The following is a 22,147-nucleotide window of genomic DNA, read 5'->3' on the forward strand; positions in this document are numbered from 1 at the left end:
TTGGGTGGGTGGGCGATGACGAGTCTGGCCCCGCAGACGCAAGGATGACGTGGATCTTGAGTGCGACGTAGCATTAATGAAAGGTTTCAGGTTTGCCTTGAAGCTATGCAGATGATTTGCTACTACAAGAGCCCACCTATTTGTAATGACAAGAGCAGTCTTTTTGTCTGCGCAGTCCCAAGATTGTTTAAAAACTCCATAAATAGCGGTAAATAGGGCGTTTTATTCTGTAATAGTGAATTTTTATGAAAAAAGCGTCTGTATCATTACTAACCAACATTCTTATTCAAAAATACTATTTCTAATTAATCAGTGGGGGGTTGTAGTCGTGTCGTGTTCCCCTGTAGTAGTGAAGGTTTGCCAAGCGTGTATCCAACCACCTAATGCACGACTACAAACCTTCATTCCAACTTTTAATGGCTAAAAACAGTTTATTGTGTTAAAGAGTAGAAGTATAGCCTCTGTGGTGAAAGAAAACTACAGGTCATATTCAGCTTCTACCCATCAAACCTTAAACGGAACGGTTCAGGTTTGACTTGAATATCTAGCTAACGCCACAAAAGCATGCCTAACCCCCGCCGTTTGTAGCTTCAAGTACCCTAATTAGGCTCTTAGACAATATTATTCAGTTGGGAGTCTTGAGATGTCTAGTCAGATTGTTGGGTTAATAGCCCGTATACCTGTTCCATCAGTTGACATCGCTACACCAGTGGAGAAGATCGCCTCGATTATGGCTAAACAAAACATTGGGGCTGTGGTGATTACGCGTGATTTTGAAGTTTTAGGCATCGTGACCGAAAAAGACATCATCGAAAGGGTGGCGCTGGGGAAAAAGGACCTCTACGGCATTGTTGCTCAGGATATTATGACTTCGCCTGTTATCACTGTAGATTATGACCGAACGATTCAAGATGCCCTCAAAATCATGCAAGACAACAACATAAGACGGCTCATTGTGGTTAAGGACAAAAACATCTATGGGTTAGTTACTGAGCGCCGATGTCTTTTGGCGAATTTTATTCGACAAAATAGGGAAGCACAAAATAGGGAAGCAAACGTGAAGCTTTAATAGTATCACGAAATTTGTTCAAAGCTTGTTCAAAGATAAGCAGGTCTCAGTAATTCCGTGTTTTTTGAAAACTTGAATTACAAATTACCACAATTTTGTGACATAATTTTAATTGATATGCCAACACTGATTAAAAAAAAGTTGAAGACTTGAACTTTTTAGCAAGTTATTTATAACCAAACACTCGATACCAGTGAATCGTTTGGCAAGAACAGCCAAGCACTGTTTTTGTCGAATAACAAGGAGAAAAGAAAATGAAAAAGATAAGAAAAATCGCTCTTATCACAACAACAATTTTATTCATATTCTCAATGATGACAACAACCTCAATCCCCCTCGTAAAATCAGCACTATTCCCAGGAGTCACCATCCCAGTTTGGGCCTACCTGCAAGTAGTCCCAGACACAGTCGGCCTCGGTCAAAACGCTTTGATGGTCATGTGGATCGACAAACCCCCGCCAACCGCAAGCGGAATCTTAGGCGATAGATGGATTAACATGAAAATTGAAATCACCAGACCAGACGGCAGTAAAGAAACCTTAGGTCCATTCATGTCCGACGACGCAGGCGGCTACACGGCAGTCTACACCCCCACCCAATTAGGCACCTACACAGCGAAAATGACCTTCCCAGGTGAAGTCATGACTGGCGCACAAGGAAATCCAGGATTCAACAACAGCAACAGTGCATCCATAGGTGACGTATACGGTGCAGCCGAAAGCGCGCTTGTCTCATTCGAAGTTGTAAATGAACCATACACTACAATTCCCGAGAATCCTTTTCCATCAGACTACTGGCAACACCCTGTACAAGCGTTCAATCATTGGTGGGCAGAATTTGCCGGTAACTGGTGGGGACTTGGAGATGTTGAATTTGCAAACACAGGTGGCTACACGTTTGCAGGATGTTTCAATCCCTACACCAAAGCAGTCTTAGCCCCTCACATCGTCTGGAAAGACACCGTTGTTCCAGGCTCCAACGTCGGCGGTCAACTCGGCGGAGAATTCGGCGGCATAGGCAACGCAGAAACCAACTACTACTCAGGCTTCCAATACCAACCTAAATTCGCCCCAATCATAATGAACGGAATACTATACTACAACCTCAAACCAAACTATAACTCGCTCGATCAAGGTTTCACAGCCGTTGACTTAAGAACGGGCAAAACTCTTTGGACAAAGAACTACGCCAACTATTTCTCGAATGGATCTCAGGACATACTGCTTTGCGGACAGATTTACATATACAAAACCATGAACACTTACGGCGGCCAAGCATACCTCTGGGCAACCAGAACCACAGCAGGAGTAACCTATCTAGATGTATTTGATGCAGCAACAGGCAACTACTGCTACAGCATCCAAGGCGGAGGCGGCAGCGGCTCATTTGGTAGGCAGGAGTTCATGGGCGAAGACGGCAGCCTACTCCAACTATATCTAAGCACCGCTACGTACGGCGGAAAGAGTAGACAATACCTGAACCTATGGAACTCAAGCCAATGCACAAACAAAGCCAACAGTCAATTCTTTAACTGGCAACAGAACGGCAACTACCAATATAACGACGGCATAATGTGGTCAACGCTACTACCGAACCAAACAGCAAACGGTGATGCAATTCCCAACTGGATACTTAACGGTGCAGGTCACACAGTTTGGGATCCAGACTCCAACATGATTATATTGACTACCAGCACGGGCATGTATGCATCATATGGCTGGAACCCAGGATGGGTAATGCATGTTGCAATCGATATGGACAACGGCCAGCAACAATGGATCAAAAACATAACAAACACAGCTTTCGCAGCAACCATGGTTATGCCAGGAGCTTCAAACGGAACATTTGCAAGATACACCAAGGAGACCTTTACTTTTGACGGATTCAGTACAAAGACAGGCGAAAAAGTTTGGGGACCAACAGAACCAATGGTTAACCCTCTCGCATACTATGACCAAACCAGTGCAGTGTGCGCTTACGGAAAACTCTACACATGGACTTTCGGAGGAGAAGTCTACTGCTTTGACATGACTAACGGCAAGAAAGTTTGGAACTGGAGTACAGGGGAAACAGCCGACACACCATATGGCGTTAACCCTCTTTGGATCATCGGCAACTATGAAGCCACAGTGGCAGATGGCGTCCTATACGTTGAAACAGGACACGACTATGGCCCACCATTATTCAGTGGCGCAAAAATCTATGCCCTTAACGCAACAACAGGCGAAAAACTTTGGGACATACTCAACTTTGCCAGCGGCTCAAGCCTGCCCGTCGTCTACGGCTACATGCTATCCTTCAACGCGTATGATAACTCAATCTATTGCTTTGGCAGAGGACAAACAGAAACAACCGTTGAAACGGCGCCAGTCATTAACAACAACGCAAAAATCATGATTACTGGAACAGTAACTGATCAGTCTCCAGGACAAACATGTCTAGGCATACCTGCTGCAGGTACACCCGCAATCTCTGACGACTCCATGGCCAGATGGATGGAGTACCTCTACATGCAGTCACCTAAACCGACAAACGCTACAGGTGTTCCAGTTACGCTTTCATACGTTGACCCAAACAACAATTACTACGTGATGGGAACAACCACAACCGATACGAACGGAAAATACTCTTACATATTCACCCCTGATGTTCCAGGGGTATATACAATAACTGCGTCCTTCGGCGGATCAAACTCCTACTTTAGCTCAGCCGCTCAAACTACAGTGGCATTTGACACACCAGCAGGTCCAACACCTCAACCAACAGCTGCACCACAAACATTAGCTGAAATGTACTTCATCCCCGTGTCCGTTGGCTTATTCATCGTCATAATCGTGATAGGCGCAGTACTGGCATTAATGATACGTAAACGACCATAAACTGAGAAAAAAACTCTCCCTATTTTTTCTTTTTTTGGATGCTAAAGTTTTTTTTTACTGTTTTAGGCGCCATCTGAGTTGTACCTGAACCCTCTTAACCAGACCTCGCCGCTCAAGCGACCGTAAACTCCGACTAACCGAAGAATATTCATGTGATTGGTACTCTACTATTCTGCCGAAGATGGTTTCAGCTAGTTCTTTGGTTGTCATTTCAGGTTTTATTTCTAGATATTTCAAAATTAGCTGCTGATTTCTCGACAAGGGTTTCGTTTCTATCACTAAAATGATTAGAAAACGCTAATTGTTTATAGCTTTTATTTCGCCACCGACAACAAATCCACAGACGCCACGAATTAGATGTCTCAGAGTCACTGCAGAACCACATGAAAGTGAATTGTATATTCTATAAATAAGGGCGGCGAGGTAGCGGCAAAGTAGAAATGTACCTCCAGCTATTGAGGATACGTTTTCGTTTGCGACTTTAAATAAGATGAGTTAGTCACCACAGAGGCACACATCAGGGTTTTCCCCCAAGGTTTTTAAAACACAAAAGATTCCTTTTTAATCGACAAAAATCAGCGCAGGATTGGTTTTGTTGCAAGTCAAGTTTTTAGGCGGCGCAAGAGAAGTAGGCAGAATCGGAATAAGCGTAAAAACCGCAAAAACACAGGTCGTTATCGATTATGGGGTAATGCTTGACAACGAACCTGGTTTTCCGATGCATGTGCCACCCAAAGATGTGGACGCTCTCATTCTAACTCACAGTCACCTGGACCACTCTGGTGCACTGCCAATTTTTTACATAAATGACCAAATCCCGCTCTACACTAACAAGCTAAATTTGGAGCTTTCACAACTGCTCATCCAAGACTTCATCCACCTCTCCAGTTACTATCTCCCGTTTGAGTACCTTGAGCTTAAAACCATGATGCGCAACAACCACCACCTAGAATTCGGCGAAGCACAAACCGTCGGCGACATGAAAATAACTCTCTTAAACGCGGGGCACACACCTGGCAGCGCATCAGTACTCATCGAGGCAGAAGGTAAACGCTTCCTATACACGGGGGACTTCAACACTGAAGAAAGCAAACTCCTTTCAGGCGCGTCGATGGATTACGGCGACTTAGACGCAGTTGCAATCGAAAGTACATACGCCGACGCTGACCACACACCGCGACCTGATCTTGAGCGCCAATTCGTAGAAGCATGCAACGCAGTCGTTGAAGTCGGCGGTACCGTGCTTGTACCAAGCTTCGGTGTTGGACGCGCTCAAGAAATCGCCTGTGTACTTGCTGCAAGCCACTTCGAACACCCCATCGTGTTAGATGGCATGGCAAGAGAAGCCAGCAGAGTCGTAATGAACTACAAAGAATTCCTCAAAGACCCCCGCCTCTTCATGAACGCCATGCACAGTTGCGATTGGATAGACGGGTGGAGAGACCGAAGAAAAGCCCTCAAAACCCCCTGCGTTATAATCTCAACCGCAGGCATGCTCAAAGGCGGACCAGCAGCCTTCTATCTCTCTAAACTTGGTAAGAAAGCCATAAACGCTGTTTACCTTGTCAGTTACCAAATCCCAGGTACACCTGGACGTGAACTCATGGAAAAAGGCGTCTGCACTATTGATGGAAAAATCAGAAAAATCAAAGCAGCATACCGCCACTTCGACTTCAGTAGCCACTGCGGCGCCAGCAAACTAAAACAAGCCTTAACTAAACTTGGCGGAAAACCAAAAGTTTACGCCGTTCATGGCGCAGAAGGCAATTGTGAACTCTTCGCCAACTGGGCAAAAACTGAGTTGGGGTTGGATGCAGTTGCACCGCGTACTGGGGAAACCTATACTGTTTAGGTGAAATTTTGAAGATAGGTATTTTGGGAATTGGACAAATCTCGCCTAACTTGTTAAGTGAGGTTTCTAGAGGTTTAGTTGAGGTTTTTCCAGATTCAACCTGCAAAGTGGTAAAAGATTTTTTAGCGGTTCCAGAAGAAGCACTTAACAAAAAACGTAACCAGTGCAACTCAACAGTTATTTTAGCAGACATCCAAAATTTTACTTTTAACCAGAAAGAGTTCCATCGAGTTTTAGGTATAGTCGACGTCGACGTTTATGCTTCAGGGCTGAACTATGTTTTTGGCGAAGCATACCTTTCCGGCCCCGCAGGGTTGATTTCTCTTTGTCGGCTCAAGCCTGAATTCTACGGAGAAGAACCTGATTCAGGAGCATTCAAATTGCGGATACTAAAAGAAGCCGTACACGAATTGGGACACACACTAGGTTTACAGCACTGCACCCATGCCTACTGTGTCATGCGTTTTTCTAATTCCATTTTTGACGTGGACAAAAAACAAACCTTATTGTGCGACCAATGCTATCTAACAGCATCACTGGCCATAAACCGAATGGACCGACAGCCATGACACAACCAACCACTACAGAAGAAACCAAAAACACATCGGTAGACACCTTCAAATTCGAAGTCATCTACCTCCTTCCGGTCTTAGCAAGTATGCTCTTCGGCTTAGCATGCTCGCTTGTTCTTCTCCCGCAATCAACCCCCGTTGTTCCGGTGACGCCAATTCCACAAGACACTCCTGGTGCAGATTGGGGCAACGCCTTCTACTTTGTCGGGCTCATAGCCATAAGCGCCACAGTGTTCTACATACTGCTTAAACGCAAAAACAAACGCATAATAAAAGGGCTAATCGTCCTCGCATTAACCACGGCAGCGATGCTACTCTCGCTGGTGTACCTCACTGCATTAACTGCATATTTGCCCTTCTTAGCGGATTGGCTAATAATCCTTCCTCTCGTCGTAGCTTTTACGGTGCTCTTTGATTTGGCGATATTCCGTTTCGGAAGTACCGCTCGCAACGTCGCAGTGATTCTTGTCGGTGGCGCCTTAGGTATGTTTTTTGGCTACAACATTGCAGGAATTTCACTTTGGAGTGCGGTGTTGATTTTAGTTTTCTTGGCGGTTTATGACATTTTCGCTGTTTACAGGGGTCCTGTGGGTAAAATTGCCCAGTCAGGTTTAGATCAACTGCAGGGGTTAAGCTTCTCGTTCAAAGATATCCAGATGGGATTGGGCGATTTAGTCTTCTACTCGATGCTCACAGGCGCCATGATCTTTGGATTCCCCACTAGTTTTCTGCCAGTTTTTGCTTCCATTATCGGAATCGTGGCAGGGTCTGTAATAACTTTTTACATGCTGGAGAAGAAGGGGCTTTTTCCAGGGTTACCATTTCCTATCTTTTTAGGGCTGACTTTAGGGTTAGGTGTGGGCTTTCTACTCTAAGCTAACAATAAACTACCAAAAAATTTTGGCCAATCGCACGGTAACTGCGAAAAAAGTTTGAGGTTTAAATGAAAAAATAAGATTAGCTGGTGCCTTTGATGGATATTTGCACGCTAAAGTCTGTGATATCAATGATGCTTGATGAGACTGTTAAGGTCAGGGTTGCTTGGGTCGATTGTCCAGGTGCAAGTGTGGTGCCTTCCTTGTTCCATGTAACCGTTATGGGACCGTTTGCATTGGTTGGGCTCCAATTTAGGGAAGTCATGTTCAAGGTAAGCGAAACACCGCTACCAGTGTTCTTTATATAAACAGTTTTAGTAGTCGAAGCCCCAGGTGTTAAACTGCCCCAACTAAATGAGGAAATCGAATTCGTGCAGGCACTATCAGAATAAACCCCCAAATTTGCAGAAACCGTAATAGACCCAGAAGAATTGAGTGTTTGACTGGTAGAGATGGCGGCATAAGTCGTAGAGGCTAGCAAAACTGCAGTTAAAGTTAATGCTGTGAGTGAAAGGATTGCTTTTTTGTTTTTGTTTACATCCATAGCCATCACATATATTGAGTGTTAATACTCAATTCGTCGTTTGATTGTTTAAAAGCATTTTCTTTTTTCCATGGAAAAACGTGATGTGTCGTACGAAAATACAGATCCATAAGATATAGTCTACATTCAGAAAGAATTTTTGAAATAATCAGAGTTGATCGTTCATGCGAGGGTGTTAGTTTTGCTTAGGAATAGTTTTTTTAGTCCTTGACTATCTTATTTTCGCGTTGTGAGTTTATGGAAGATGCAGAAGTTTGGGTTCCAGCCGACGGCGACACATTCGTCACTGTAGACGGCTTTATCATGAATACATTAGGCTACGAGCACCCCGACGACAGGGTTTTTGCGTTTTTAAAGTACATCCCTGCAAAATACAAGGATCTATTTAACGTGGAAATGCTTCAGCGGACCTGGAAATTCGGCTCAAACCCACTCACCAGTCAGCTTTTCCGGGCCGAGAAACTCTACACGGCCAAAAACTACCAAACTTTTCTTGAGGCTTTCCGCAAAAACTTCCCAAACTACCTCTACTACGACCAAACACGAGGCAAAGAACTCATCACTGCACCGCTTGACAGAATAGAGCAGGTGTTTGTTCCAAAAGACCGCTTGGTCTGGCTTCAAAACCTCAAAAACCCCGATGATTTCCAGAAGATGGCCCTCGAAGTAATCGACCTGATCCATAAAGAGTCAGGTGTTCCCTACCACGATTTAGGGCTGCATGGCTCGACGGCGTTGGAGATGCATGCCCCCGAATCAGACATAGACTTCGTCGTGTACGGCACAGAAAACTTTCGCCGCGTCGAACAAACCCTCCAAATCCTCGCCAACCAAGGCGTAGTCAGCTACATCGCGGGCAACCGCATAGAAGCCGCACGCCACTTCGTCGGCAAATACAAAGGCAAAATCTGGATGTACAACGCCACCAAGAAACCCGAGGAAATCAAAGGCAAATACGGCGACTACACCTACACGGCATTGGCGCCCGTACGGTTTTCTGCAACAGTTTGCGACGATACCGAAACCATGTATCGCCCCGCAGTGTACAAAATCAGCAACTACCAACCCCTAGACCCCCAATCCGAACTCCCGCTAGAACAAATTCCTATACAGGTCACCTCAAACATCGGTTGCTACCGAAACGTCGCGCGAGCAGGTCAGCGCATCAAGGTTGCAGGCACCTTAGAAAAAGTTCAATCAACAAGAGACAATTCAGCCTTCTATCAAGTTGTCGTTGGAACAGCTACTTCAGAAGAAGAATACATATGGCCCACCTAAAACTACGCGACCGCGACGCCATCCAAGGAGCAGAAGGAATAATTTTCCGTGTTTTCGGCTACAGCCACCCAGCCAACGCCTATCTCTGTGACGCGGAATATGCCAGCAGCAAAATTTTTAGTTCCGCTGATCCGCGTGCACCACGTGAAGGGCGAAGTGAACTTTTCTACAAATTCTACAACGATGAAGGCATGAAACTCGTTGCTAAAAAGTATCCGCAGTACCTTGTTAATCATGAGATGCTTGGGTTGAAACTGGTGGGTGTCCCAAAAGAGCTTATTGCTGAAGCACGGCAACCGCAGCCCCGATTGCAGGAACTACTGAAGAAAGGAGCGACTGACCCGCTACTGGCAGCAATGGAGCGCGTGCTTGAAGTTGCAACAAACAAATCAGGAGTACCAAACGGCAGTTTCGGCGTTTTTGGCTCCATGTTACATGGTTTTCATCACCCAAAATACAGCGACATAGACTTCACAATCTATGGTAAAGAAGAAAACCGCAAAATCCGCGAAGTCAACTCAGAATTGTATGCTGACCCAACCTCTGGATTAACAAACGAATTTGCTTCAAAGGACTCCATGAAGGGCAAGCGATGGCTCTTCCAAAACTTTTCCGTCGAGGATTTTGTTTGGCATCAACGCCGCAAATACATCTATGGACTCTTCGACGACCGCAAACACAGTGGCAGAATCATAAAAGCGGAATTTGAACCAGTCAAAGCATGGAGCGAAATCAAAAACGAATACGACCCAAACGCACGCATACTGCAGAAAGGCTGGGTGAAACTAAGAGCACGGGTCACAGCAGACGATGATGGACCCTTTATTCCCTCGGTCTACGGCATTGAACCCTTAGAAGTCCTCAGTGGCCCCACAGAAGCCCTCGAAGTCGTCCGAGTTTTCAGTTACATGGAAGAGTTCCGCCAGCAAGTCCAACGCGACGAAACAATCATTGTTGAAGGGAACCTTGAAGAAGTGACATCGTCCAAAGGAAGTTTTCTGCAGGTGACGCTTACCTATTGTCCACGCTATTACGAGCAGGTTCTAAAAGCGCTACATTAACGTGAACTTTTTCTTTCATGTTGAAACCACGCGACGTCTCTGCCGCTACCTCCCCTCCCTTATTTAAAGAAGTTACAATGTGTCGAGAAAACTGTGGTTTGCTTTGAACAGAAGAATCAAGTTACCATTTGATAGGTTATTTAAGAATCCGTGCTCATTTTTGAGGCAGATTTCTTTTTCTTGCCTTCAGGTTTTTTTAAGACACCCGCCAATACGCCGATAAATTGTTCTATGCGGTCCCTTGTCTTGCCAAAATCCACCATCGACGTAATCGTGGTAACAGGTGTCTCAGCGGTTAAAAACATGCGCGATTTTTCTTCCGCAGCCACCAACTCTACCTCTATGATCGTGCTATAAGAGAGGAAGCCGCCTTTAGTCTTCAACTTCGCCTTGTGGGTGGAGTCATCTTTTTCTTGAATAGTCCACTCTAAGGCTTTAACTGCCTGCGGGATCGCTGCCCAAACCTTCTCCAGCGGATAATCAACTTCTAGTTTTTCTTTTTCGTCGCGTGTGTATGCCATGATGATTCACTGGTGTGTTTCTAGATGCAGCCGTTTTTATTTAAATGCTCAGCATATTCCGTAGTTGCCAGTGATTGGGTCTTCAAAGATGGAAAGATGTGGTGGAACAAAAGTAAACACCACGAACAATACGGCAAGTAAAATCACAAAGAATAACGCAATCCACTGAGCTTTAACGCTTAGAGTGCGATAGGTTAAGAGTTTGTAGCTTACTAGTTGCCCAATAACAACAGCTGCCAAAAAAGACCCTATGTCTACAGCTAATAAGTTCTCACCAGTGATGGCGGTGTAGCTGTAAAATATTGCTGGAATCACAGTAACCATAACATATACACTCACGTTTTTTGCCAACACAAAATTCTGCGCAAAACGCTTCAAAGGAACAAACTCTATTAATGCAAATAGCATGGCGGGCCAAAACGCCAGTTTAAGGTGTTCCCAGACGCTTTCGTTCACTGCAGAAAAAACACCCACCAACGCATTGTCGCCTGAGATTTCATAGGTAAAATGAAGCAAACTTCCTAACATAATGATGAATACTATGCCGACTATTTCGTAGAGGAGAATCTTGCGTTTCATTTAGATTTGCTTTCTCCGATGCCTAAGTCGAGAAGCAATCAATGAAGCAATCAAGCCTACAATTATGATTGCGATTGCAACCTCAATTGTAAGGACGATGTTTGGGTAGCTGCTTTGGTTTACAGCTATTCCAGTTAATGCCCAAATAATCACTAAACTATATGCAATATCGCGACGTGTAAAGATAACCGCTAAAGCTACAACCAAGGCGACAAAAAGAACCACGACGGCCCAAGTATCTGCACTTAAGCCTAAACCACCCCAATTTAGCGAAACCAAAGCCGCTGAAACGTTTGCTATGGTTGCAATCGTTATCCAGCCTAAATAAACACTAAACGGGGTTCTGATTAGTAGTTGCTCCATTAAAGGCGCTTTGGTTTTTCCTATACCTAAACGGGTATAGATAGTAATCAGTGTTGCAAGTAGAGCAAACATGACAATCACTGAAAGTGTGATGTAGTCGTATTGCCACAGGAAAAGCCAAAAACAGTTGAATACGCTACTTAGGATGAATAGGGCTCCGATTTGTTTTTGGTAGGTTTTGTCTTTTTGGCTGGGCAGGGCTTGGTAGATGGCGAAGGCTGCGAGTAGGATGTAGATTACGCCCCAGATGCTAAAAACGTAGCCAGCAGGTGTGATGAGTGTGAAGTAGGTGTCAGAGACCTCTGCTGTTGTTCTTCCGTTGAGCAATGTGGTGCTTGCTAAGCCGTTAACTATCAAGGTTACGATTAATGCAATTATGTTTCCTACTCGAAGAATATTCATATTTAAAACATCCCGGTTGCCCTGAGTACCCTAATAGAAAGGAGGGCTGCTTCTGAATTAAAAGGTTACGTTTAGAAGAGTTATGATTTGAGTGATTCTTTTAGCGCAGCAAAATACGACAAAACCTGCCCCATCTGTTCCTGCGACATCGACAGAATTGCTCGTACCGCATCTCGCTGTTTAATGGTCGCGGATGTAGAAAGTGTGGCCAGAGCGTAATCTAGGCTCGTGAAAAGTGATTCCCAAGGTATGTTGACTCTTCTGCCTTTAAGGTTGTAGAGTGCTAAGACGTAGGCGCTTGCGCGGCTGAGGCTGTCTTTGAAGGTTTGCATGCTTGTTCCAATGGTTGAGGGATCATAGTCTGTTCCAGCTATGAAACCGTAGATTATTTTGTAGTTTTCTTCAAGCGTCTGAATTTCGGCTAGGATGTCTTGTTTGATTTTGGTTTCTGTGTCGTTTTGCATGCTTAATCGCTTCCTTGTATGGATGGATAAATCAACTAAATAAGACTTGTTAGGTACGTAAACTCATTTGGGTAGCGCTTAGTTCTCTTTGGATACCTTCAAGGTTCTTTTTTAGGTCACAGACATAGAGTGTTCTTTTCTGTATGCCCATTTGCACTGCGCCTGCCACCAAGAAGCCAGCCCCTATGATTTCGGTAACTGGCGAAGGATCAGGAAATACAATACAAGCTACACCGATTTTTATGAGCCTAGATTTGTTGCCTTCTCGCCAAAGCTTCTTTGTTTTGGCTGCTGTTTGGGCGGTGGTCTTTATTGATTTGTGGAGCTCCACGTAGCTATCTGTTAATTCGTTGAGAACCCGTTTTGTCTGCTTTGCCCTTTCCATCATACCACACAATCCAACTACACTGCATTGATAGACAAAAACGTTAGAAGAAAAATAAGCCTAAACTAAGCTTTTTAAATCGAGATCTAGAGTTTTTTTTGATACTAACGCTTAAAATGGCTACCGCTAAAATGTGCAGCTTATACAGCAGAAGTACTAAACTGGTAACCACAACCCCTCGAACAGATTATAAATCAAACATGTACTTTCAAAGAACAACCTGGATTTTCTTTAGTGACAACATAATTTTGTTTCGACTTACCCAGAGTGCTCCCGATAAGGCGAGTGCAAACCCTAAATACTGCAAAAACATCGCAGGGCTATCAGCACTGATCGCCTGAAAATTAAAAAGCGAATAGCCAACGTTGATGTTTGGGTCAACTTTGAAAATCAAGTACTCCCAAGTAGAGAACAAATGCACAAAGTACATGTTGTAAAAAATCGCTGCAGCCACCAAGCTAACCGCGAAAACGGTCAGTCCAACAAAAAGGTGTTTTTTTAATCCAATGCTTAACCTGCTTGCTTTAAACAAAGCGGAGCTTTTTGTAACTATTGCAGCCGCCAGAAGGCTGAAGAAAGGTAGCGCTTGGTAGCTGTATTTGATGGTGTTTAAGAAGGGCGCTTTGAGATCTAAAATTGCCCCCAAAAATATGTTGACACATAAAACGCACACTATCACTACCACGCAGGTCGCATCAGAAAGCCTGAAGTCCCGAAAAAGCTGCCTCTGCCACAGCGAAAAAACCACTGAAAGGATTACTGCGTCAAGGAAGAACCATCCTAATCCGTAGCTGACTAGAAAGTTTGTTGCAAAAAACGGTGTCGGGTTAGCTAAATCGGGTATGGGCACGGAGAAGTCAGTGTGTAAAAAGATGGCGTATAAGTCTGAGGCGGTGATTATTTCGTACCAGATGACTGATGAAACTAAGACGGGGACCGCAAAGGCGGCAAGCCATATTGCGAAATTCTTTGGCTGCGTGCGTTTAGCTTGGTAGAGGAAAATTAGAATTGGAATTAAAGAGAACACAGCATACAGTTTTGTGTTGAAGGCTACTGCGAAACCCAGTGCAGATAGCAAAAAGAGCCTAAAAGAACCTCTTTTAATGGCAAGTAAACCAACGAACATGCTTAGCAAACTGAAAAACAAACACTGCGTGTCAATTAGGAACGTTCGAGACAGAATAAGGTGCCATGGACTAAAAGCAAACATTAGAGTAGCAAAAAACCCTGCCGTTCGACCATAGAATAAAGTGCCCAAACCATAAACTAAAGCCACACAACCCACACCAAACAGCGTCACCAAAAAAATGCCATTAGCGATTGAGACACCGAACGCTGTGAACCAGAGGGCTTGGAGGTAGAACCCGACTGGCGGCTGATCCATCAAGTACCCGTTCGCGTATGGCAACCCCGTGTTTAAAACTCCTTTTACAGCGTCCATTTCCCATTGGGTGTCCCCGTTGGTGTAGGGTCCAATGGAGATTGAAACCATAAAAAATGCAATCAAAACCGCAAACAGTGGATAGTGAAGGCTTAGAAACTGCTTAAGCTTAAAGGAGCGAGTTGCAGTTTCTCTGTTTCCCAAAACGGTTCCTCCAAATCAGCCTTTTGTATTTAGTAAACATAAGTCTTTACCCTTTTCTTGGTTACCCTATTATTCTCTTAACGTAGGGCAGTTTTTTTAGTGGGGCAAAGATGGCTAAGCAAATCATTAGCGTTAAGATGGTTACTAAGGGTACTGAAATTATCGGGTTGATCGTGGTTACGCTTACTTTGAAACCCAAATACCCGTACTGTAGAGCCTCTAATACTATGACGTGGAAAATGTAGATTGGCAGGGTGTTTTGGCTTATGGCTTTGAGCACTCGGCTACCGAGGGGTAACCTGTTTTTGATGGCTCGATTGGGTATTGCCGTTAAGATGAGGAATAACGATAATGACGCCAATATTACGCTGATGCTGGAGGCGTCAAGGAAAAACTGGCCGTACGCTTCCCCCAATGTTCCGACCAAAAGGTAGGTTCCCAAAATCGTCCACAGCGTGCTTAAAATCAACCCCGTCCACAAAACTCCCGCTCGAACCCTTATCTGCGTCGCGTATGCTCCAAAAAGGTAGTATCCAACCAGCCCGGTTAAGATGAAAACGCTGTCTCTAAACCACACTGCCTGCGGGCTTATACTGGAGCACAGGAATAAGAGCGGTATTATGCCTGTACCCAAGAACCAAACGACCAGAAAATAGCGGATAAGCTTCCAATCGGCGTGGACTACGATTACCCGCAGAAGAGGCGTAACTAAGTACAGTCCAATCAAGACGTAGAGGTACCAGAAATGTACATAAGGCCCCGCCAGCAACCCCTGCACAACAGCAACGACGCTAAACGGTTGCTCTTTAACGGTGAAAATCCAAACAAAAAAGACGATGTTCCAAAAAATTATCGGAATACCAATGCGGCTCCAACGCTTCTTAAAGAACATCCTAAGCGGCTCCTCAGCTTTGCTTGGTTGAAGCAGCAGTGCACCTGTCAGCATCACAAAGAGGGGAATGCACATGCGACCGATGGAATCGTAGACGTTGGATACCCACCAGAGTTCTACGCCTTGAGGGGACATGAAGTCAACGTTTGGGTTTGGCTCAATCGAGGCGTGGAGAAGAATAACTAAGACTATGGCAACGGTGCGGATGAGATCAACAGGAAGCGCGGTGACCACGTTTTTGGGGGTGGTTTGGTCTTGCCCTGACATCGATAACTTTGGATTAGTTACAAATTATAACGGTTTCTATAATCAGGGAGATGAATAACCGTAGTAGGCGCTTTCGGTGTAGGTGTAATCGGGGGAACCGTCAGGCAAAGTTATTGCGTCGCAGACGTTTGATGCAATAAGCGCTGCACCTTCACTGCTGGGGTGGACGCCGTCACAGAAGTATTCTTCGTACTCAGCACAGGCGCTGTTTATGTCGATTACGGGCAGGTTTAGTGAATTAGACAGGTTGTTTATTTTGGGAAGCACCGATTCAGATAGGTAGGTGTTGTTGTAGGCGGAGTTAGTTGCAAAAATGGGCGGTGACTTAACGATCCAAATTGCCTCTTTTCCGCTAAGAGCTTGGAAAGCGCTGATTAACTGTGCATAGTCGGCTTCGAAGCTTTCTGTGCTGTAGGCGATCTCTGGGTTGGCGTCGTTGGTGCCAAGCATTATCACGATTATGTCAGGGTCGAATTCTAAGGATTTCTTGAATTCAGGCTGATCCATGTAGGGTATTTTTGAAGTGTTTGAGACTGTTGCGCCGCAGACCCCAAAGTTTCTCACCTGATAGCCATAACCAAGCATTTCCTGAAGCACATTCGGGTAACCGCCAAAAGTTATGCTGTCACCTACACAGGCAACGCGTATGGGTTGAGCTTTGGCGACGTAACCAAAATTCAGCACAGCTAAAGAAGACAAGACGATTAACGCGATTAAACCAAACGCATGCAACGTCTTCTTTCTACGTGTATCTTTGTCCAAATGAATCTTTTAAGCTCAACGTGCCGCTTATAATTTTAGTTTACGGTTCAACAATCAGTTTTTACCATCAAAAACGCGCCTTTATTGCCCTGTAGACGGCTTCTGCGATGGCTTTTGCACCTAAATCGTTGGGGTGAACGCCATCCAAAAAGAAACGAGGGCTATTTAGCGCTGAATGAACGTCAATTAAAGGCAGAGCCTGACGTTTAGCTACTTGCTCAATCGAGGGAATTATCTGTTGCTCCAAAAGGGGGTTGCTCAACCCATGTATTTCGCCGTAAATGTGAGGCGGTTTAGCAAGCCAAACCCGCGGTTTGGTTGAGAATGTTTGGAACTTTTGGATTAACATTGTGTAATCTTGCTCCAAATTGCCCAAGTATGGCTCTAATTCAATGCTGGCGTCGTTGGTTCCAAGCATGACGACGACTACGTTGGATTGAAATGTTAAGGAATCTCTTAATGCGGAAGTGGAAAGGTATGGATAAGGGGCGTTCAGTAGCGCGTTGGAGCCTGAGACACCGAAATTTTTTACTTCAAAGTTTGTGCCGAGTAAGTTGGCTAGGTAATCGGGGTATCCTGATAGCTCGGTTATGCTGTCTCCTACGAGTGCTACGCGGATTCTGTTCATACCAGTTAGTCGGATATGAACAGCCGTATTAAGCTTCAGTTATGAGGGCTGCGGGGCTAATCGTTTTTTGGCAGTTTTGGCTTCTTTTCTTCTCGGAATACCCAGAAGTTTATGCCTACCATGAGCGCGGCGCCTCCGATTGTAAGGGCCAAGAACTCTGCCATGTGTGCTTGTTCGTAGCTTAGCCACCAGAAAGAGGAAAACGCTTTGGATCTGAAGAAGTCTGATGCTACGCCGAGACTCCAGAAGAGCAATCCCGCGGCTGCGGCGAGGCATATTATTGCGAGGTAGATTTTTTTCACCCTTCTCCCTCCTTTGTTTGTGGTTGTATGCATATCTGCAGTTAGCGCTATTTAAAAGTATGCAAAACGGTGACTATTTGTCTGCCATAAGGAGCAAAAACGTTTTATCCACAAAACAACCAATCAAAGCAAACCATCGGAGACCCCCGCGTGCCCCACAACCTGTTCTCACAGAAAAACAAAGCCATCCTCCTCACCCTACTCGCAGGCGCACTATGGGGCACCTCATTCCCAATAATAAAAATCGGCTTAGAAACAATCGACCCAATCACATTCCTATTTTGGCGGTTCCTAGTTTCCTCTGTAACTTTAGTTCTAATCATGGCGGCACTGAAAAAACTCAAATTCGCAAAACCCAACATGAAATTGATGGTTTTCTTAGGCGTTGCAAACGCCGCAGGCTACCTGTTGCAATACGTGGGCATGCCATTCACTTCAGCGGCGAAAGCGGCTCTTTTCATCAACCTCAGCGCAATATGGGTCGCCGTCATGAGCCCGAAATTGTTAGGGGAACATTTTTCCAGCAAAAAAATTGCAGGTGTACTCTTTGGGTTGCTGGGCATAGTTTTCGTCAGCACCAACCTTGATTTCGCCTCGTTAACTGAGGGGCAACTGTTGGGGGATATTTTGCTGATTATTTCAGGGGTAACTTGGGCGGTGTTTATGATCTACAATAAGAAATTAGTGATGCACTCCACTTCGGAGACTTTCCAATCTATGACGTGGGTTTTGGTTTTCACTTTTGTATGCATTGTTCCGTTTACGGTTTTTGCTGGCCCGGACTTTTTTGCTCTGTCTGGTTGGGCGTGGCTGGGGGTTTTCTGGACAGCCATTGTCTGCTGGGTTATCCCGTATTACTTGTGGCTGGAAGGTTTGAAGCATCTTTCAGCGTCAACTTCAACCGTGCTGTTGCTGTCAGAAATAGTTGTTGCTGTAATCTTGTCGATTCTGATTTTAAGAGAGCCGATAACGATTTTCTCCACAATCGGCGCTTTCCTTATAGTCATAGCTATCGTGCTCGTTTCGGTCAAAGATAAAAAAAATCAGTGTGAAAAAATAGCGAAATTCTGTGAGAATGCTTAAGCTTAAATACAAAAAGCGTTGATTAGGGAGCAAGGGAGAAGTAAAATGGCAAAAATATTAACAGTAGCTTTAGTTGTGATAATGCTCCTTGTAGGATTTTCAGCGGGAATTGTCGCAAGTCCTTTAATTCTGCCTCAGAATTCATCGGGAACAGATACCGTCTGGGAACACATTCAAGCAACCAAAACCATCCGCGTCGGAACAGACCCAACTTGGCCACCCTATCAACTAATGGAAAACGGAAAAATTGTAGGATTCGAAGTTGACTTAGCCGATGCATGTGCAAAGAAGTTAGGTTTAACGATAGAATGGAATAGTGTCGCATTTGACAACATTATTCTCTCAGTACAAGGCGGTCAACTTGACATGGGCGTTAGCGGTTTCTCAGTAACACCAGAGAGACTCGAGCAGGTTTCATTTACTCTGCCCCACAGTACGACTGAAGGACAAATAGTAATGCTCCAAAGCACAATGACAGCCAAAGGCATAACCACAATACATTCATTGTCTGAATTCAAAACGTTAGGCATCACTGTCGGAGTTCAGTCTGGAAACGTTCAAGAAGAAGAACTTCGCGCTGCAGGCGTAACAATAAAAACATGGAGTGATTCAGCGGCACCATTTCAAGACATGGTAAGCGCGAACCCAAGCGTCCAAGCAGTCTACGCAGAAACACCAATCACGACCACTTGGATTGCTCAGTTCCAGCAAGATGGAAAACCCGCCAGCGCTGTCTATAGTCACCCATACTACCCAGTTGCGTTCTTAACTGCCAAAGGTTCAACAACGTTGCTTGACAAAATGAACGGGGCACTTGCAGATTTAATCTACGACGGAACAGTAGCTGAATTAAAAGCAAAATGGCACGCATAGACACACGTGATACGTATTGGACGTTGGACAACAACTAATATACCTCTTGGAAGGAGTCCCACTAACTCTTTCCATTTCCCTTATTTCTTTTCTAGTAGGGATAGCAGTAGGTCTACCCTTAGCGTTCATCAGAGTCTATGAAAAAGAAGTCGGTTTCGTAGTTGACGCGTACGAAAAAGTTTTCCGAGGTATTCCTGAAATCGTCTTAATGCTTATGATATTTTTTGGTTTAGGTCCATATTTCCCAATACCCTTCAACAGTGCTTTCTTTGTTGCGTGTTTTGTGCTTGGTTTAAGAAGCGGCGCAAATCAATCCCAAATTTATCGAGGCGCAATACATGGCGTTGGAGATGAACAAATGATTGCTGGGCAATCAGTTGGTTTCTCCAAATGGAGGGCAATTTGGCACATTATGGTTCCGCAAGTTTTTACTTACTCAACACCAGGCTTAGGCAGTGAATACGCTTTACTAATAAAAGATTCCGCATATGTCTACGTTATCGGCGGCTTAGCTGAAGTAATGACGAGGGCGATACAAATTAAAAGCTCACCGCCCTACGACGTTGTTACACCATTCATTTTGGCCGCCTTGATTTATGTGGCGTTAACTTTTCCGATCGCTTTCTGGCTTGATAGATGGGGAACAAAAAGAAAGAGAAAACTAGGACTGTAGAAAAATGAACGAAATCGTGATGGAAGCAAAACACGTATACAAAACATACAAAATCAAAGGCGACAAAAAAGGCGAAATGAAATATGTTGAAGCCGCCAAAGATGTTTCTCTACAAATTCGCAAGGGCGACATTAAACTAATCTTTGGGCCAAGCGGTTCAGGTAAAAGCACCATTCTTCGTTGCATGTCTATGCTTGATTTTCCAGATAAAGGAGAAATTTACCTCGGAGATCTATGCTTAACTAAACCAGGTGTAGACCTTAACAAAGCGCGTGCAAAAATTGGATTTGTATTTCAACACATATACTTGTTTAGGCATCTCACTGCCTTAGGCAACGTCGAGTTGGCACTTAGGCAGGTTTTGAAGTTGCCGAAAGAAGAAGCAAAAAAACGGGCTTTGGCCGCTTTAGAAGAGGTAAAAGTCACTGAATGCGTCAACAAGTATCCTTCTCAAATGTCTGGCGGGCAAGCTCAGCGAGTTGGCATAGCCAGAGCCATAGCACGCAACCCCGACATAATCCTACTTGACGAACCCACCTCAGCTTTGGATCCTGAACTTACAGGAGAAGTCATAGATACACTGCGCGACTTAGCTAAAGAAGGCACAACCATGCTTATCGTGAGCCATGAAATGCCGTTTGCTAAAGAAGTAGCTGAGGAAATGATATTTTACGATGAAGGGCGAATCATCGAAACTGGACCTCCATCGTTATTCTTCAACGCGCCAAATACAGATAGAGCAAAACAGTTCATGACAAGAATAATCAATCGAACAACAAGGGAATAAATGAATGTTTGAATTCCTATCCGACCCTTACACGTGGACACTGATTATAGAAGGTTTAACGCTAACTGTATCTATAACATTGTTCGGTGTACTCCTCGGACTAGGAATCGGAACACTGTTATCAATCGGCGACATTTACGGCGGCAAAACCATCAAAGCACTCATAGCTGTCTACGTTGAATTCTTCCGTGGAAGCCCCCTGTTTGTTCAATTGTTCATAGCAGTATATGCGGTTCCTGCAATAATTAATATCCAGATTGACCATGCCGTGTTAGCGTTCTTAGTCTTTGGATTGAACAGCGGCGGATACCAGAAAGGATACATGAAAGGGGCAATCGAAACCATATTTAACGACCAAATGGATGCAGGTTTATCGACAGGAATGTCCCGAGTACAAACACTCCGACATGTAATTCTGCCGCAGGCATATAGAATAGTAATTCCATCATGGACAAACGAGTTTTGCTCGTTGACAAAAAGCACTTCAGCCTTAGCCTTTGTTGGCTTATTTGATTTAACGGCGGCAGGCATAGCACTTAGGTTTTCTACTTTTCAAATCCTGCCTGTCTGGATTGTTATCGGAATCATCTACCTAATATGGATAACTTCCTTCTCAAAAATTATGGATATCGTCTACGAGAAAAAACGGATTCCAGGTATAGAACTGAACATGCAGTAAGCAATCCTTTAACTGCAACGTCCACTTTAACTTGCAAGGGTTGATAGGTTTGGTTGACACTTGGCGGGAACCCTACCACGTCGTTATAGAAATCGAAAACAAAGAATGCCACATGGTCAAAAAACTCGCCGAACTAGGCTTCAAACACCTAAAAGTAGTCGACGTACGCAGCTCCACCACAGGTTCGGTTCGGCACCTCATGGATTTAGGTGAGGAACAAGCAAAGAAAGTCCCCAAAGAACTCACCGCCAAAGGCCACGTGGAAGGCAAATCCGCGGTTTGGCTGGAGAGCGAAGGCTGCGGGGTTTGTAACACGATTTTGGGGCATGATGCTTTTTTGGTTTCAGGGAAAAGCGTGCAGGGAAACATCATAAGCTACAGTTTTATGGTGCCTACCCCCGACGCGTACAGGGGCATTATTTCTGATTTGGAGAAAGCAGGCTACAAGGTTAATGTGCGTAAAGTGGGCAAGTTTGAGCAGCAAATCGGGGTTTTAACGGAGAATCAGGAGCGGATTTTTTGGTTAGCTCTGAAAAGTGGGTTTTTTGATTTTCCCAGACAAATCGACACGACTGAGTTGTCTAAGAAGCTTGGGATAAGTCCTGCGACGTTGTCTGAGATTATGCGGCGGGGAACGCGGCGTCTGCTTGAGCATTATTTTAAGCGGGAACTTTAGGTGCACTGAGTAATTCAGGCGATATCCCTAAGATGTTAGGGGCAATATCTATTTACAAAACCACCCATCTACTGTGTATAGTGAACAGTTATGAGC

The 22,147-nt window shown here is 44.6% G+C and carries 25 protein-coding genes; 13 read left to right on the forward strand and 12 right to left on the reverse strand.

The features are described 5' to 3' along the window. Window positions 1–643: 643 nt before the first annotated feature. Window positions 644–1,069, forward strand: a complete 426-nt coding sequence (locus tag NWE96_02735; protein ID MCW3982892.1) for a CBS domain-containing protein — start codon at window positions 644–646, stop codon at window positions 1,067–1,069. A 254-nt stretch (window positions 1,070–1,323) separates the two neighbouring features. Then, entirely contained in the window at window positions 1,324–3,948 is a 2,625-nt protein-coding gene (locus tag NWE96_02740) for a PQQ-binding-like beta-propeller repeat protein (protein ID MCW3982893.1), read from the forward strand. A 54-nt stretch (window positions 3,949–4,002) separates the two neighbouring features. Here the strand turns inward: NWE96_02740 and NWE96_02745 are convergent, their stop codons facing one another. Next, entirely contained in the window at window positions 4,003–4,185 is a 183-nt protein-coding gene (locus NWE96_02745; GenBank protein ID MCW3982894.1) for a hypothetical protein, read from the reverse strand. Between the two features lie 358 nt (window positions 4,186–4,543). Between NWE96_02745 and NWE96_02750 the strand changes: the two genes are divergently transcribed. From NWE96_02750 to NWE96_02760, 3 genes are read left to right on the forward strand one after another with little or no spacing between them, the layout of a single operon-like run. Further along, entirely contained in the window at window positions 4,544–5,800 is a 1,257-nt protein-coding gene (locus NWE96_02750; GenBank protein MCW3982895.1) for an MBL fold metallo-hydrolase, read from the forward strand. A gap of 8 nt (window positions 5,801–5,808) precedes the next feature. After that, window positions 5,809–6,369, forward strand: a complete 561-nt coding sequence (locus tag NWE96_02755) for an archaemetzincin family Zn-dependent metalloprotease (GenBank protein MCW3982896.1) — start codon at window positions 5,809–5,811, stop codon at window positions 6,367–6,369. Then, window positions 6,366–7,247 carry a presenilin gene (locus NWE96_02760; protein ID MCW3982897.1) on the forward strand — a complete coding sequence of 294 codons (882 nt, stop codon included), beginning with the start codon at window positions 6,366–6,368 and terminating at the stop codon, window positions 7,245–7,247. Before NWE96_02755 ends, NWE96_02760 begins: the two co-directional genes overlap by 4 nt. Window positions 7,248–7,329: 82 nt before the next feature. Here NWE96_02760 and NWE96_02765 read toward each other — a convergent pair whose 3' ends face one another. After that, a complete protein-coding gene (locus tag NWE96_02765; protein ID MCW3982898.1) occupies window positions 7,330–7,791 on the reverse strand; it encodes a hypothetical protein in 462 nt (153 codons plus the stop codon). Window positions 7,792–8,028: 237 nt separating this feature from the next. On the opposite strand from NWE96_02765, the gene NWE96_02770 reads away from it, so the two are divergent. Together NWE96_02770 and NWE96_02775 are read left to right on the forward strand one after the other, a co-directional pair. Continuing rightward, window positions 8,029–9,069: a nucleotidyltransferase domain-containing protein gene (locus tag NWE96_02770; protein ID MCW3982899.1), complete on the forward strand. Its 1,041-nt coding sequence runs from the start codon at window positions 8,029–8,031 to the stop codon at window positions 9,067–9,069. Further along, the gene (locus NWE96_02775) at window positions 9,057–10,130 is read left to right on the forward strand and encodes a nucleotidyltransferase domain-containing protein (protein ID MCW3982900.1); all 1,074 of its coding nucleotides are present in this window, start codon (window positions 9,057–9,059) and stop codon (window positions 10,128–10,130) included. The genes NWE96_02770 and NWE96_02775 overlap by 13 nt, the downstream gene beginning before the upstream one ends. A gap of 140 nt (window positions 10,131–10,270) precedes the next feature. On the opposite strand, the gene NWE96_02780 is transcribed toward NWE96_02775, so the two are convergent. The 10 genes from NWE96_02780 to NWE96_02825 all read right to left on the reverse strand — a co-directional run bounded on the left by NWE96_02780 (window position 10,271) and on the right by NWE96_02825 (window position 17,280). After that, window positions 10,271–10,651, reverse strand: a complete 381-nt coding sequence (locus tag NWE96_02780) for a hypothetical protein (GenBank protein MCW3982901.1) — start codon at window positions 10,649–10,651, stop codon at window positions 10,271–10,273. A gap of 48 nt (window positions 10,652–10,699) precedes the next feature. After that, window positions 10,700–11,230, reverse strand: a complete 531-nt coding sequence (locus tag NWE96_02785; GenBank protein ID MCW3982902.1) for a DUF6512 family protein — start codon at window positions 11,228–11,230, stop codon at window positions 10,700–10,702. Further along, window positions 11,231–11,995, reverse strand: coding sequence for a tryptophan-rich sensory protein (locus NWE96_02790; protein MCW3982903.1), 765 nt, complete (start codon window positions 11,993–11,995; stop codon window positions 11,231–11,233). An 80-nt stretch (window positions 11,996–12,075) separates the two neighbouring features. Continuing rightward, window positions 12,076–12,459 carry a hypothetical protein gene (locus NWE96_02795; protein MCW3982904.1) on the reverse strand — a complete coding sequence of 128 codons (384 nt, stop codon included), beginning with the start codon at window positions 12,457–12,459 and terminating at the stop codon, window positions 12,076–12,078. 49 nt (window positions 12,460–12,508) lie between these two features. Continuing rightward, window positions 12,509–12,847 (reverse strand): hypothetical protein, encoded by a 339-nt coding sequence (locus NWE96_02800; GenBank protein MCW3982905.1) that lies wholly within the window; start codon window positions 12,845–12,847, stop codon window positions 12,509–12,511. Between the two features lie 205 nt (window positions 12,848–13,052). Next, a complete protein-coding gene (locus NWE96_02805; GenBank protein ID MCW3982906.1) occupies window positions 13,053–14,429 on the reverse strand; it encodes a glycosyltransferase family 39 protein in 1,377 nt (458 codons plus the stop codon). 61 nt (window positions 14,430–14,490) lie between these two features. Further along, complete coding sequence (locus NWE96_02810) at window positions 14,491–15,588, reverse strand: acyltransferase family protein (protein ID MCW3982907.1); 1,098 nt, start codon at window positions 15,586–15,588, stop codon at window positions 14,491–14,493. Window positions 15,589–15,630: 42 nt separating this feature from the next. After that, window positions 15,631–16,350, reverse strand: a complete 720-nt coding sequence (locus tag NWE96_02815; GenBank protein ID MCW3982908.1) for a GDSL-type esterase/lipase family protein — start codon at window positions 16,348–16,350, stop codon at window positions 15,631–15,633. Between the two features lie 67 nt (window positions 16,351–16,417). Continuing rightward, the gene (locus NWE96_02820; protein ID MCW3982909.1) at window positions 16,418–16,978 is read right to left on the reverse strand and encodes a GDSL-type esterase/lipase family protein; all 561 of its coding nucleotides are present in this window, start codon (window positions 16,976–16,978) and stop codon (window positions 16,418–16,420) included. Between the two features lie 56 nt (window positions 16,979–17,034). After that, a complete protein-coding gene (locus NWE96_02825) occupies window positions 17,035–17,280 on the reverse strand; it encodes a hypothetical protein (protein ID MCW3982910.1) in 246 nt (81 codons plus the stop codon). 150 nt (window positions 17,281–17,430) lie between these two features. Between NWE96_02825 and NWE96_02830 the strand changes: the two genes are divergently transcribed. Genes NWE96_02830 through NWE96_02855 form a run of 6 tightly spaced genes read left to right on the forward strand, consistent with a single transcriptional unit; the run spans window position 17,431 to window position 22,051 of the window. Then, window positions 17,431–18,363, forward strand: coding sequence for a DMT family transporter (locus NWE96_02830; GenBank protein ID MCW3982911.1), 933 nt, complete (start codon window positions 17,431–17,433; stop codon window positions 18,361–18,363). A gap of 45 nt (window positions 18,364–18,408) precedes the next feature. Further along, window positions 18,409–19,236 (forward strand): ABC transporter substrate-binding protein, encoded by an 828-nt coding sequence (locus tag NWE96_02835; protein MCW3982912.1) that lies wholly within the window; start codon window positions 18,409–18,411, stop codon window positions 19,234–19,236. A 16-nt stretch (window positions 19,237–19,252) separates the two neighbouring features. Continuing rightward, complete coding sequence (locus tag NWE96_02840) at window positions 19,253–19,909, forward strand: amino acid ABC transporter permease (GenBank protein MCW3982913.1); 657 nt, start codon at window positions 19,253–19,255, stop codon at window positions 19,907–19,909. 4 nt (window positions 19,910–19,913) lie between these two features. After that, the gene (locus tag NWE96_02845) at window positions 19,914–20,696 is read left to right on the forward strand and encodes an amino acid ABC transporter ATP-binding protein (GenBank protein ID MCW3982914.1); all 783 of its coding nucleotides are present in this window, start codon (window positions 19,914–19,916) and stop codon (window positions 20,694–20,696) included. Window positions 20,697–20,700: 4 nt separating this feature from the next. Further along, window positions 20,701–21,375, forward strand: a complete 675-nt coding sequence (locus tag NWE96_02850; GenBank protein MCW3982915.1) for an amino acid ABC transporter permease — start codon at window positions 20,701–20,703, stop codon at window positions 21,373–21,375. A gap of 49 nt (window positions 21,376–21,424) precedes the next feature. Next, window positions 21,425–22,051: a helix-turn-helix domain-containing protein gene (locus NWE96_02855; GenBank protein ID MCW3982916.1), complete on the forward strand. Its 627-nt coding sequence runs from the start codon at window positions 21,425–21,427 to the stop codon at window positions 22,049–22,051. Window positions 22,052–22,147: the final 96 nt, after the last annotated feature.

This window comes from Candidatus Bathyarchaeota archaeon (assembly GCA_026014685.1).
Classification (GTDB): Archaea; Thermoproteota; Bathyarchaeia; order Bathyarchaeales; family Bathycorpusculaceae; genus Bathycorpusculum.